Consider the following 12,302-nt stretch of genomic DNA (forward strand, 5'->3'; position numbering starts at 1 on the left):
TATACTACCCAATATCGAGCAGCAATGCGCGATGGTCGGAGACTTCGGGCGCCTCGACCACCTCGAATTTGGCAACCTTCACCCCCGGCGTCGCCAGCATGTAGTCGGCAAAGCGGCCCTGCTTCAGATAGTAGGAGGTTCGCGTGTCTACAAGGCCGCTTCCGGTGACAAGGTCGGAAAGCCCAAGTCTGGCGAGAATCGCAAAGGTCGCGCTATCAGGCAGCACGTTGAAATCGCCGCAGACGACGAGCCCTTCGTCGCCGGGCCAGACGCCCTCGATGAGCCTCACCAGTGCTGCTGCCTGCTCGTCGCGCGCCGCCGTGTCGCCCTTGCCTGCGGGATCGCGCAGGCCATGCATGTGGGCGATGGTTACGGTAGAAGCGCACTCATGGCTGAAGAGACGGATGCAATGGGCGTTTCGCGGCCGCGGATGGTTCGCCCCAGCCATCCGCCGAAAAACGGCCATGCACGAAGTCCAGCCCTTGAGCGATGACGGAATGCGTTTTGCGCACGAAGGTCGCGAGCCCGAATTCGGCGACAATGGCGCTATCGCCATTGAAAAGCTCGCCTCTCGAGGTCGGGCAGAAAAAGCCGTCGTGGCCGGGCAGGGCGGTGCTGATCTCGGTAAAGAGATTGAAGCGCTGCGGCAATTCGACATCGCCGTCCCGATAGACCGACCAGCCTGAGCGGGTGCCGGGTGCGCGCAAAACTTCCTGTAGGCACAGCACGTCGGGATCGGCCGTCGTCACATATTCAATCAGTGCCTCATGAAGCCTGCCGCCCCATGCGTTCAGCGAGATGATGCGCAATGTCATTCCGCTCCGTTTGGCGGCAGGACTTAGAAGGCCGATCCCTCGACGACGCGACGGACTTTAGAGTTCCGACTTGATGTCGCCCATCCGGTTCCAGGCATCGAGCCCGGCGATCTTGTAGGCTTCGGCGAGCGTCGGATAGTTGAAGGTGTTCTCGACGAAATATTCGACCGTGCCTTTGAGGTTGAGCACCGCCTGGCCGATATGCACCAGCTCGGTGGCGCCTTCGCCGACGATATGCACGCCGAGCAGGCGGCGGGTCTTCAGCGAGAAGATCAGCTTCAGAAGCCCGGTGTCGAGGCCCATGATATGACCGCGCGACGTTTCGCGGAAGCGGGCAATGCCGCATTCATAGGGAATACCGCGCTCCTTCATCTCTTCTTCGGTCAGGCCGCAGGTCGAAATCTCCGGCACGGCATAAATGCCATAGGGGAAATATTTCGGCGGCTCCTTGGCGACCGCGCCGACCGCGACGCGGGCGGCGATGCGGCCCTGTTCCATCGAGGTCGAGGCAAGGCTCGGAAAGCCGACGACGTCGCCGGCGGCATAGATGTTGGCAACCGATGTCTGGAAGGTTTCCGGATTGACCTTGAGACGGCCGCGGCTGTCGGCTTCGAGGCCGATGGCCTGAAGATTCAGCGCATCAGTCGCCCCCATGCGGCCGGCGGCGAAAAGCACCATGTCGGTCGTCAGGCGTCGGCCGCTGTCGAGCGTCAGTTCGACCTTGCCGTTTTCGAGCCTCTCCACCTTGTCGGCCTTCTGGCCGAGCAGCAGCTTCATGTTGCGGTCGCGCAGCTGGTAGGTAAAATCCTCGATGATTTCCTTGTCGATGAAGTCGAGCATTGTCGCCTTCGGGTCGATAACGGTGACGGCGGTGTCGAGCGCGCTGAAGATCGTCGCATATTCGATGCCGATGACGCCGGCGCCGATAACCACCATCGATCGCGGCAGGTCCTGGATGTCGAGCAGTTCGTCGCTGTCGAGAACGGTCTTGCCGTCGAAGGGCATGTAATCGGGACGGAACGGTTTTGTGCCGACGGCAAGCAGCACGCTGGCGGCGGTGACCTGCGTGGTCTCGCCGTCATCCTTGATCACCTGCAGCGTCGACGCATCGATGAAGCTTGCCTTGCCGCGAATATGCTGCACGCGGTTTCGGGCGAACTGGTGTTCCAGCACCTCGACCTCGTGGTTGAGCGTAATCAGCAGGCGACGCCGCAGGTCATCTGCACTGATCTCTTCCTTGACGCGGTAAGACCGGCCGTAGAAGCCGCGTTCGCGCCAGCCGGAAAGATTAAGCGCAGTCTCGCGCAGCGTTTTGGAAGGGATGGTGCCGGTATGCACGGATACGCCGCCGACGCGTTTGCCCTGCTCGATGACAAGCACTTTCTTGCCGAGTTTTGACGCCTGGATCGCGCCGCGGCGCCCTGCGGGGCCGCTGCCCACCACAACGAGATCGTACTGAAGCATCATCAAGCCCCGGATTGGAAAGGAATCATATTGCGACGCAAAATGTCGCCCGTCCATCGTTAGCCGGTCAATGTTACAGATTGTTTTACGGCCACCTGATTGGTCCTGACGGGTGCTTTTTCGGGCAAGTGAGCCCTTCGAGAAACAGCTTACGCCATGGGTCCTAGCCGACGAACACCGGCAGGGGCGCTTGCCATGCTCGATGGCTCGACGGCTTTTCATGCATGGGTGATGTAGTCCGCGGAAATATCGCCCACCTTGGTGACGCCGAGCAACGCCATATTGCTATGCAGTTCCGTCTTCAGGATATCGGCCGCCTTGAGCACACCCGGTAGGCCCGCGACGGCTGCGGCATAAAGGAACGGCCTGCCCACGAACACGAAACAGGCCCCGAGTGCGAGGGCCTTCATGATGTCCGTTCCACGCCTGAAACCGCCATCGACCATGACGGCAACGCTGTCGCCGACACGGGACGCAATCTCCGGAAGGACCTGAAGGGGAGATGCGGTGCCGTCGAGCTGGCGGCCGCCATGATTGGAGACGATCACGCCATCCGCTCCGGTGTCGACAGCCAGGGCCGCGTCGTCAGGATGCATGATCCCCTTGACCACGAGTTTGCCGGACCACCTGTTGCGTATCCGCTCCAGATGGTTCCAGTTGAGATGGTCGCGCCTGCCGAAATCGCGCGTCACATTCGAAGAGATGATCGGCGCGCCTCTTGTGGCGTAGGAATTTTCAAAATGCGGAATGCCGTGCCGGACGATCGTGCGCAGGAATGTGCCGGTGGTCCAGCGCGGGTGCGAGATGCCCTGCCACGCCAGGCGGAGACCGGGACGCAGAGGTGTCGAAAATCCGGCCCTTACATTGTTTTCACGGTTTGGCAGCGTGGCTGTGTCCACGGTCAGCAGAAGCGTGCGCAAGCCGGCCGCGCCGACGCGATCGATCAAAGCATCGATACGGTCGGGTTCGCCGGGGAGATAGGCCTGAAACCATGCTTGCGGCGAAACTGCAGCTATCTCTTCCAAGGGGATAAGTGATGAACCGCTTATGATCATCGGGATTCCCGATTGATCCGCTCCTTGCGCAAGCACGATGTCACCTCGATAGGCCATCAGCGCGCTGATACCCATCGGCGCGATGCCGAATGGCGCGGCATGGGTCTTGCCGAAGAGGCTCGTCTCGGTGCTGCGTTTCGAGACGTCCCGAAGGACACGAGGCCGGAAGGCATAGGCCTGGAAAGCTTCTGCGTTATGCCGCAGCGACGCATTGGTCTCGGTCGCGCCTGCGATATAACCAAACAGAGGCTTTGGCAGATGTCGCCGCGCCTTTATTTCAAAGTCATCGAGGCAGAGCACTTCGCGGCAGAGCCGGGTCGTTCGGTCGGTGTTGCCGCTGCGAATCGTCATGGAGCTTCATCTTCTCGGGTATTTCGGGCGGGCATTGTCCAGTGAGTAGCGGTGCAGGACTGCATACAATCCCGCACCACCGACTGCTGTCAACTCCAGCATTCAGCAGTCTTCTCGCCTCAGGCTTCTCGCGGGGATGGACCAGGGCAGGTCGACGAGCCGGGGCTCTGCATCTCGTCGGCGAGCAGCCGCAATGTTTGTTCAGATTAGCTTCAGCCCCTTCAGGCTGACATGGCCGTCCTTGCCGATGATGACGTGGTCGTGGACGGTGATATCGAGCGCCTTGGCGGCATCGATGATCACCTTCGTCATGTCGATGTCGGCGCGGGATGGCGTGGGATCGCCGGAGGGGTGGTTGTGCACGAGGATCAGCGCCGTCGCCGAAAGCTCGAGCGCGCGTTTGACCACCTCGCGCGGATAGACCGGCGTATGGTCGACCGTACCGCGGCCCTGCACCTCATCGGCGATCAGCACATTGCGCTTGTCGAGGAAGAGGATGCGGAACTGCTCGCGGGTCTCATGCGCCATGGCGGCATGGCAATACTGGATGACCGAAGACCACGAGGACAGGACCTGTTTGCTCCTGAGTTCGCTCTTCAGCGTCCGGTGGGCGACAGTCGAGATCAGCTTCAGGTCGAGCGCCACGGCCTCGCCGACACCTTTGACTTCCGTCAGCAGCGTCGGTGGTGCGCCGAAGACGCCCGAAAGCGAACCGAAACGCTCGATCAGCGCCTTGGCGATCGGCTTTGTGTCGCGCCGCGGGATCAGGCGGAAAAGCAAGAGCTCGAGGATTTCGTAGTCGGCAAGCGCAGTGTCGCCGAGCTCGCGGAAGCGGTCACGCAACCGCTCGCGATGGCCGTGATAATGCTCTTGGCCGGCAAGCGAGGCGGGCAGGGCCGTCCTGGAATTCGGCGCGGACGGCTTTTGCGGCTGACCTGCAAAGAACGAACGTTCGTCGGCGGCAATCGGCTCTTGCGTCTTGAAAGGCAGCTCGTCGTCGGAGGATATCGAAACGGGCCCCTTCGCCATCGGATTGTCACCCGTTGTGGGAAGGCAGACCGGGGCGGTCGAGGCCACCCGGCGACAGCGTGAAGATCTCGCAGCCATCGGAGGTGACGCCGACTGTATGTTCGTACTGCGCCGACAGCGAGCGGTCGCGGGTCACCGCCGTCCAGCCGTCAGCCAGCACCTTCACATGCGGCCGGCCGAGGTTGATCATCGGCTCGATGGTGAAGATCATGCCTTCGCGCAGCTCCGGCCCTTCATTGGCACGGCCGTAATGCAGGATATTCGGCGAATCGTGGAACAGCCGGCCAACGCCATGGCCGCAGAAATCGCGCACCACCGAACAGCGCTCGGCTTCGGCATAGGTCTGGATCGCCTCGCCGATCGCGCCGGTACGAGCACCGGGCCTGACGGCGGCAATGCCGCGCATCAGCGATTCATAGGTGACCTCGAGCAGTCGCTCGGCAGCACGCTTGACGACGCCGACGGGATACATCCGGCTGGAATCGCCGTGCCAGCCGTCGAGCACAAAGGTGACGTCGATATTGACGATATCGCCGTCACGCAGCGGCTTGTCGTTCGGAATGCCATGGCAGACGACGTGGTTGATCGAGGTACAGGTCGATTTGGTATAACCGCGATAGTTCAGCGTCGCCGGATAGGCGCCGTGATCCATGCCGAAATCGAAGACGAACCGGTCGATCTCATCGGTCAACAGGCCGGGCTTGACGATGTCGGCAAGCGCATCGAGGCAGCGCGCGGTCAGCTGACATGCCCTGCGCATACCCTCGAATGCTTCAGCGTCATAAAGCCGGATGGCGCCCGTATTCTTCGGGGGCGCGGTAGAGGCTTCGATATAGTTCACCATTGCAGGGCCTTAGCGGAGATTGTTAGATTTGTTCATAATGCAGCTATGCCGGGTTCGTCCATCACGATCAACTGCCAGGACGAGATTTCTGGACAGATCCGATCAGTCCAGTCTGCAGCTTTCCACATCCGTTCGACGGACAATCAACGGTCCGGCTGGAATATCCACAATCTTCCCAATGGGATAGGATTGATTGCGTGAAGCCTCCCCGCTACTCACCGATTGGTGACAGCGGGGAAGGGTCGATCATGCTGAATGAAGCCGCAAATCTTGAAAATTCACCCGGGGCCGGCGGCGAGCCGGAACGGCGCGTGCGTGATCGCGGCGCCACCGAGCGCGCAATTCTTGCCGCCGCCAAGGGGCTGCTCGCCGAAGAAGGCTTCCAGAATTTCGGCATCAACGCGGTCGCCCGCCGCGCCGGTTGCGACAAGCAGCTGATCTATCGTTACTATGGCGGCCTCGACGGCTTGGTCGAGGCGATTGGCGCCGATCTCGGCACATGGGTGAAGGACCGCATTCCGGAAGACGCCGGCGGCATGTTCCTGCTCACCTATGGGGACCTGATGGAACGGCTGTCGCTCCTCCTCCTCGATGCCTTGAGAAACGATCCGCTGATGCGCCGCATCCTCGCCTGGGAGATATCGGAAAACACCGAGCAGGTGAGGCGGTTGTCCGAGGCGCGTTCGAAGGCGCTTGCTCTCTGGCTAGAGCGCATGCGCGGCTCGCTGGCGCCGCCGAAGGGCGTGGATGCAGCAGCCGTCAACGCCATCGTCATCGCCGCGATCCAGCATCTCGTGCTCGCCGCCGCAGCCGGTGGGCAGTGCGCCGGCCTGTCGCTGAAAACGCCCAAGGACTGGGAGAAGGCGGCACTAGCGCTGAAGCGCATCGTCCGCGGCGTCTACGGCTGATACCTGGCTCATCCACAGGGGGCGGGCGCCGCGTTAACCTTAACAAATGGTTTACGTTGCGTGGGGGTGGTTAAGCCGACAGTGTGGCGGTGAGCAGAGATGGTATGAGTAGAAGCCCCGAGTGACGCCCATGGGAACCAAAATCGCTAAAGTCGCGTTTCTGGTGACGGCAATGATGTTTTTCGCAGTTCTGGCGCTGGATATCGCAATTCCCGCGCTGGTGCTTTGCATCATGGCATTGTCGGTCTGGTTGGTCTCCCTCGATCTGCCCGTGGCGCGCAAGCATGGAGGAGAGGCCGCATGAAGTGGTTTCTGATCTTCTGGGCCGGCCCCATCGTCTTTCTGGGCGGATGGTACTGGCTCTCCTATTACGACATGAGTTTCGGCATCTTCATGCTGAGCCGGCAGGTCCATGACCTGACCTTCGAGCTTTACGGCAAGGCGCTTGGCATTCCGCCGGAGACCATCCCGCCGCTCGTTGCCCGCGCGATTGCGGTGGACAGCCTCGTCGTCTTCGCCATTATCGGTCTGCGGAAGCGCAAGTCGATCATCGCCTGGTGGAAGGCGCGTCAGGCGTTGAATTCGTCTCCATCTGACCTTGCCAGCAAGGAAAGCCTGTCGAGCGCGCCCTGAAGGATGAAGCTTGCCGCGGCCGAATCGATCCGTTCGGCCCGCTTGGCGCGCGAGACGTCCATTTCGAGCAGCGTCCGTTCAGCCGCAACCGTCGAAAGCCGCTCATCCCAATAGACGAAGGGCAGCGCCGTCTTCTGCTCCATGTTGCGCACGAAGGCGCGCGTTGCTTGCACGCGCGGACCCGCCGATCCGTCCATGTTCATCGGCAGGCCGATGACGAAGCCTGCAACCTTTTCCGATTGTGCGAAGTCCAAGAGCGCCTGAGCATCGATGGTGAACTTGACGCGGCGGATCACTGTGCGTGGCGTGGCGAAACGCCGCCCGAGATCGGACATCGAAAGCCCGATCGTCTTGGTGCCGAGATCGAGGCCGGCAATCGCCTGTCGCGGGACAAGCGTCTCGGCCATTTCCTCGATCGTCAACACCGTCATCGCCATTTCATCCCGTCAAAACAAATTGAAGTCGCCGCCGCTTTTCTTTGCGGCCGCATAAGATATGTCCTTAAAGCATGTCGCGCAAAAGGGTGTGCCGCGGTTTTGCGATAACGACATGCGTAAAAACAAAGATCTAAAATGCTGGAGCGAATCTGAAAGATTGCGACGCGTTTTAGGGCATGACGCCGAAAAGTGTGAGCGGTTTTCGGACGACATCATGCTCTCATTCTTTGATGTGGCATCGAAATCGGCTTTGCATCCCATAATAAAGGAGACATTTCATGAAGATCACCTGGCTCGGCCATTCCGCCTTCCGCATCGAGACAGCAAAGGCGAAGATCCTGCTCGACCCATTCCTCAGCTATAACGCCTCTTTCTCCGGCCAGGATATTAAGGATGTTTCCGCAGGCATTACCCACATCCTGTTGACGCATGGCCATGGCGATCATGTCGGCGATACCGTGGCACTCGCCAAGGAAACCGGCGCCGTCGTTCTTGCCAATGCTGATCTCGCCGCCTGGCTCGGCTCCAAGGGCGTCGACAAGATCGAGATGGGCAATACCGGCGGCACGATCGCGCTCGGCAGCTTCTCGGCGACCTTCACCAATGCGCTGCATTCCTCCGCCCAGATCACCGAGGACGGTGTCTCGCACGCGCTCGGCAACGCCAACGGCCTGATGCTGCATTTCGACGACGAAGCTTCGATCCTTGCCATGGGCGATACCGACATCTTCTCGGACATGGCGCTGATCAATGAATTGCACCAGCCTGATATCGGATTCGTGCCGATCGGCGACCGCTTCACCATGGGCGGCGCGGTAGCAGCCCTTGCCTGCCGGCGCTATTTCAACTTCAAGACCGCAATCCCCTGCCACTACGGCACCTTTCCGATCATCGACCAGACGGCCGAAAAATTCGCTGCCGGCATGGACGGATCGAAGACGGATGTGAAGGCGATCAGGCCTTCCGAGAGCCTGTCGATCTGACGAAACCCCGTTGCGTCAGGCGGACATGGCCTTTATAGCGGGTAGGAAAAATCCTATCCGGAGAATGTCATGTCCGTCGATCTTGCCACCGTGAAGCGTGTCGCCCGCCTTGCCCGTATTGCCGTCTCCGAGGACGAGGCAAATCGCATGGTCGGCGAGCTGAACGGCATCCTTGGCTTCGTCGAGCAACTCTCCGAAGTGAATGTCGACGGGGTCGAGGCGATGACGTCGGTTACCCCGATGGCGATGAAGAAGCGGACCGATGAGGTGACCGACGGCAGCAAGGCAGCCGATATCGTCGCCAATGCGCCCGTCACCGACCATAATTTTTTCCTGGTGCCGAAAGTCGTCGAATAAGGCTTCGAAGCCTCTTTCCGACCCCGTTGCCATTTCCAGATCTGAAGCGAAAACACGATGAGCGAACTCACCAGCCTGACCATTGCCGAAGCCCGCCAGAAGCTGCGCGCCAAGGAAATCACCGCGATCGAACTGACCGAAGCCTATATCTCGGCGATCGATGCGGCCAATGGCCGGCTTAACGCCTATATCAAGGTCACGCCGGATCTCGCCCGCGTCATGGCGAAGAACTCCGACGAGCGCATCGCCGCCGGCAAGGCAGGCGAACTCGAAGGCATTCCGCTCGGCATCAAGGATCTCTTTGCCACCGTCGGCGTTCACACCCAGGCCTGCAGCCACATTCTCAATGGTTTCGAGCCGCGTTATGAATCGACCGTAACGCAAAACCTCTGGGATGACGGCGCCGTCATGCTCGGCAAGCTGAACATGGATGAGTTCGCCATGGGCTCCTCCAACGAGACCTCGCATTACGGCGCGGTGATCAATCCCTGGCGTGCCGCAGGCTCCAACCAGCAGCTCGTTCCGGGCGGCTCGTCGGGCGGTTCGGCCGCAGCCGTCGCAGCGCATCTTTGCGCCGGCGCCACGGCGACGGATACCGGCGGCTCGATCCGCCAGCCGGCCGCCTTCACCGGCACCGTCGGCATCAAGCCGACCTATGGCCGCTGCTCGCGCTGGGGCACCGTCGCCTTCGCTTCTTCGCTCGACCAGGCAGGCCCGATCGCCCGCGACGTGCGCGATGCCGCGATCCTTTTGAAGTCGATGGCAAGCGTCGACGCAAAGGACACGACATCGGTCGATTTGCCGGTGCCGGACTACGAAGCAGCCCTCGGCCAGTCGCTGAAGGGCATGAAGATCGGCATTCCGAACGAATACCGCGTCGACGGCATGCCGGATGAGATCGAAACCCTTTGGCGCCAGGGCATCGCCTGGCTGAAGGATGCCGGCGCCGAGATCGTCGACATCTCGCTGCCGCACACCAAATACGCCCTTCCGGCCTATTATATCGTTGCTCCCGCCGAGGCATCCTCGAACCTCGCGCGCTACGACGGCGTGCGCTATGGCCTGCGCGTCGACGGCAAGGATATCGTCGACATGTACGAGAAGACGCGTGCCGCGGGCTTCGGCAAGGAGGTCAAGCGCCGCATCATGATCGGCACCTATGTGCTGTCGGCTGGTTATTACGATGCCTATTACATCCGCGCCCAGAAGGTGCGCACGCTGATCAAGCGCGATTTCGAACTCGCCTTCGACGCCGGCGTCGATGCCATCCTGACACCGGCAACGCCGTCGTCTGCCTTTGGCGTTGCCGATGAGAACCTCGCCGCCGATCCGGTGAAGATGTATCTGAACGACATCTTCACGGTGACGGTCAACATGGCGGGCCTGCCCGGCATTGCCGTGCCGGCCGGCCTCGATCACAAAGGCCTGCCGCTCGGCCTGCAGCTGATCGGCAAACCCTTTGACGAGGAAACCCTCTTCAAGACCGCTCATGTCATCGAGCAGGCGGCCGGCCGGTTTACGCCGGCCAAGTGGTGGTAACGGATCTAACGATCCCAGGAATAGCGGCTGCCGACCACGAAACGTCGGCGCCGTCGGCTTTGCCGCGTGGTTGACTGATTGATAGCCGGAACCAGGAGAAGGTTTTATGGCCAGCAATGATCTTGCGCAATTAATCGAGGCCGTTGATCGCCTTGCTGCCGGCGGTTTCACCATGGGCGCGGATTGGCAGGCGGTCCACGACATCTGCCAGCGCCACGAAGGCGAACAACCGTTCGACTGGGGCCACGCGCTTTGCCATCGCATCGAGGGCGATGACTGGAACGCCGATTATTGGTATCGCCGCGCCGGCAAGGTGCGCGGCACGGGCACGATGGCCGACGAGTGGTCGGCGATGCGGACGGAACTCTCTGCAAAGGCTTGATACCCCCGATCGCGCCCGTTCGAGACGCGATCGGGAGTGCCGCTATTACCTGTTGTTCAACTGCGACCTCACCAAGCTCAGCCCTCTTTCGGTGATCCGGTAGGGGTGGCCGCCTGAGGACTTGATTGCCCTCAGCCGCTTCAGCCTGCGGAAGAGATCGAGGTCGACGCCGGGATAGAGCCAGCCGTCGCGGGTGAAGCAACTGACCGCCTCGATCTTCCTGTCGTCGTCGCGGGTAATTTCGATGCGGCCGCCTTGGGCCATGAGATGCAGGATGCGCTGCTCCGTGCGAGAAATGTCCATGTGTTGAGATCCGGTATCGCGCCCGGCAGGGCGCACAAAAACGATCTGGCGCTCATTCGAACGTCAGGGCTTCGTTTTTTTCGGGCCCATGCGCGCAAGCGGACTTGCGGGCAGGGCCTTTACCGGGTCTCAGGCAGGCTCAACATAAAACACCTCGATAAGACCTATTATTCAGCCTGGAAAATTCGGTCAAGAGCGTACTTGCCTCTCAAAACCAGTCGAAAACCGCGGTTTCGGTCGATCATCCCGTTGGAGCTACTGGTAAAATCCGCGACTCAGTGGTCTAGTTGACGGGTAACGCGGAGGTGTCGTTGATCCACATTCGCAATGCCCGCGACGGTGAAGCGGAGCTATTGAGCGAGATCGGGCTCAGGGCCTGGCAAAATGCGATGGCGTCGATCGGCGAATCGGACGCGATGATCGATGCAGCGCGCAACGCCTTCCGGAACTTCGTGGAAAACGACTGGTTGACCATCACCGTCGTCGAGCAGAACGGCCAGGTCGCAGGCTGGGCGGCGCGCGAGGGATTGGACGAAACCATCTCGGATTTCTGGATCGATCCCGCCTTCACCCGCCAGGGCCTCGGTTCGGCCCTTCTCGTCCGCATCGAAAAGGAGATCGCTGATCAGGGCCTCGAGAAGGCGGCGATGCAGACCCATTCCGGCAATAGCGAGGCGATCGGCTTCTTCCGGAAGCACGGCTACAACATCCATTGGCTCTCTGTTGCCTACAATCCGAAGCTCGACCGAGACGTGCCCTCCGTTGGACTGACGAAACAGCTCGTTTCGGATGGCCAAGGCGGGTATGGGCTGGAATTCTGATGATTCAAAAATGCTGAGGCAGGAGAGGGCTCCATTGCGGCAAGAAGGCCAGCACAGCAATCAGTGCGCCGTGTAGGATCAGGATCGCCGCCAGGATTGACCGGAACGGCTCCTTTCTCGTCTTGTGCCGCAGCAACTGCTGTGCAGCCAGCGCGCCCAGGCTACCGCCGATCAGCGCAAGGATGAGAAGCGTGCGTTCGCTGATACGTTGCCCGCCGTGGCGCGCCGCCTGCTTGTCGAAGAAATAGATCGAGAACACCAAGAGGTTCAGCGCCAGAAACAGCAAGGCCCATTTGATAATATCGGTCATCGTCATCGGGGAACCCTACCGCGGCTGCGTTAACGGACGGCAAAACCGCGATGCAGCCGATGGCGAAAGCC

At 60.9% G+C, this 12,302-nt stretch carries 15 protein-coding genes and 1 pseudogene; 8 read left to right on the forward strand and 8 right to left on the reverse strand.

The annotated features are described in order from the left end of the window. Window positions 1–4: 4 nt before the first annotated feature. The 5 genes and pseudogenes from AC2444_RS08690 to map all read right to left on the reverse strand — a co-directional run bounded on the left by AC2444_RS08690 (window position 5) and on the right by map (window position 5,558). Window positions 5–815, reverse strand: a pseudogene (locus AC2444_RS08690) (endonuclease/exonuclease/phosphatase family protein). Between the two features lie 57 nt (window positions 816–872). Further along, the gene (gene sthA, locus AC2444_RS08695) at window positions 873–2,279 is read right to left on the reverse strand and encodes a Si-specific NAD(P)(+) transhydrogenase (protein ID WP_026157329.1); all 1,407 of its coding nucleotides are present in this window, start codon (window positions 2,277–2,279) and stop codon (window positions 873–875) included. Window positions 2,280–2,497: 218 nt separating this feature from the next. After that, window positions 2,498–3,685 (reverse strand): alpha-hydroxy acid oxidase, encoded by a 1,188-nt coding sequence (locus AC2444_RS08700; RefSeq protein ID WP_012757258.1) that lies wholly within the window; start codon window positions 3,683–3,685, stop codon window positions 2,498–2,500. Between the two features lie 201 nt (window positions 3,686–3,886). After that, window positions 3,887–4,714 carry a RadC family protein gene (gene radC, locus AC2444_RS08705; protein ID WP_012757259.1) on the reverse strand — a complete coding sequence of 276 codons (828 nt, stop codon included), beginning with the start codon at window positions 4,712–4,714 and terminating at the stop codon, window positions 3,887–3,889. Window positions 4,715–4,721: 7 nt separating this feature from the next. Continuing rightward, on the reverse strand, window positions 4,722–5,558 hold the full coding sequence (gene map / locus AC2444_RS08710; RefSeq protein ID WP_012757260.1) for a type I methionyl aminopeptidase: 837 nt from the start codon (window positions 5,556–5,558) through the stop codon (window positions 4,722–4,724). A gap of 248 nt (window positions 5,559–5,806) precedes the next feature. Between map and AC2444_RS08715 the strand changes: the two genes are divergently transcribed. From AC2444_RS08715 to AC2444_RS08725, 3 genes are all read left to right on the forward strand, one after another. Continuing rightward, a complete protein-coding gene (locus AC2444_RS08715; RefSeq protein WP_012757261.1) occupies window positions 5,807–6,466 on the forward strand; it encodes a TetR/AcrR family transcriptional regulator in 660 nt (219 codons plus the stop codon). A 130-nt stretch (window positions 6,467–6,596) separates the two neighbouring features. After that, window positions 6,597–6,770, forward strand: coding sequence for a hypothetical protein (locus AC2444_RS08720; protein ID WP_012757262.1), 174 nt, complete (start codon window positions 6,597–6,599; stop codon window positions 6,768–6,770). Next, the gene (locus tag AC2444_RS08725; protein WP_003558937.1) at window positions 6,767–7,099 is read left to right on the forward strand and encodes a DUF6105 family protein; all 333 of its coding nucleotides are present in this window, start codon (window positions 6,767–6,769) and stop codon (window positions 7,097–7,099) included. Before AC2444_RS08720 ends, AC2444_RS08725 begins: the two co-directional genes overlap by 4 nt. On the opposite strand, the gene ruvX is transcribed toward AC2444_RS08725, so the two are convergent. Continuing rightward, entirely contained in the window at window positions 7,036–7,530 is a 495-nt protein-coding gene (ruvX, locus tag AC2444_RS08730) for a Holliday junction resolvase RuvX (RefSeq protein ID WP_012757263.1), read from the reverse strand. The two genes, AC2444_RS08725 and ruvX, sit on opposite strands and share 64 nt — an antisense overlap. Before the next feature lie 284 nt (window positions 7,531–7,814). Here ruvX and AC2444_RS08735 point away from each other — a divergent pair, with 284 nt between their 5' ends. The 4 genes from AC2444_RS08735 (at window position 7,815) to AC2444_RS08750 (ending at window position 10,797) form a co-directional block, all read left to right on the forward strand. Next, the gene (locus tag AC2444_RS08735; RefSeq protein WP_012757264.1) at window positions 7,815–8,519 is read left to right on the forward strand and encodes a metal-dependent hydrolase; all 705 of its coding nucleotides are present in this window, start codon (window positions 7,815–7,817) and stop codon (window positions 8,517–8,519) included. A 69-nt stretch (window positions 8,520–8,588) separates the two neighbouring features. After that, a complete protein-coding gene (gene gatC, locus AC2444_RS08740) occupies window positions 8,589–8,876 on the forward strand; it encodes an Asp-tRNA(Asn)/Glu-tRNA(Gln) amidotransferase subunit GatC (protein ID WP_003558942.1) in 288 nt (95 codons plus the stop codon). 57 nt (window positions 8,877–8,933) lie between these two features. After that, the gene (gatA, locus tag AC2444_RS08745; protein ID WP_012757265.1) at window positions 8,934–10,415 is read left to right on the forward strand and encodes an Asp-tRNA(Asn)/Glu-tRNA(Gln) amidotransferase subunit GatA; all 1,482 of its coding nucleotides are present in this window, start codon (window positions 8,934–8,936) and stop codon (window positions 10,413–10,415) included. A 106-nt stretch (window positions 10,416–10,521) separates the two neighbouring features. Next, window positions 10,522–10,797: a hypothetical protein gene (locus tag AC2444_RS08750; RefSeq protein ID WP_012757266.1), complete on the forward strand. Its 276-nt coding sequence runs from the start codon at window positions 10,522–10,524 to the stop codon at window positions 10,795–10,797. Between the two features lie 45 nt (window positions 10,798–10,842). Here the strand turns inward: AC2444_RS08750 and AC2444_RS08755 are convergent, their stop codons facing one another. Then, window positions 10,843–11,100 carry a YjhX family toxin gene (locus AC2444_RS08755; protein ID WP_012757267.1) on the reverse strand — a complete coding sequence of 86 codons (258 nt, stop codon included), beginning with the start codon at window positions 11,098–11,100 and terminating at the stop codon, window positions 10,843–10,845. A gap of 311 nt (window positions 11,101–11,411) precedes the next feature. Between AC2444_RS08755 and AC2444_RS08760 the strand changes: the two genes are divergently transcribed. After that, window positions 11,412–11,921 (forward strand): GNAT family N-acetyltransferase, encoded by a 510-nt coding sequence (locus AC2444_RS08760; protein ID WP_012757268.1) that lies wholly within the window; start codon window positions 11,412–11,414, stop codon window positions 11,919–11,921. Window positions 11,922–11,925: 4 nt separating this feature from the next. Here the strand turns inward: AC2444_RS08760 and AC2444_RS08765 are convergent, their stop codons facing one another. Continuing rightward, window positions 11,926–12,237, reverse strand: coding sequence for a DUF1294 domain-containing protein (locus AC2444_RS08765; RefSeq protein WP_012757269.1), 312 nt, complete (start codon window positions 12,235–12,237; stop codon window positions 11,926–11,928). Between the last annotated feature and the right edge of the window lie 65 nt (window positions 12,238–12,302).

Source organism: Rhizobium sp. WSM1328 (genome assembly GCF_057653715.1).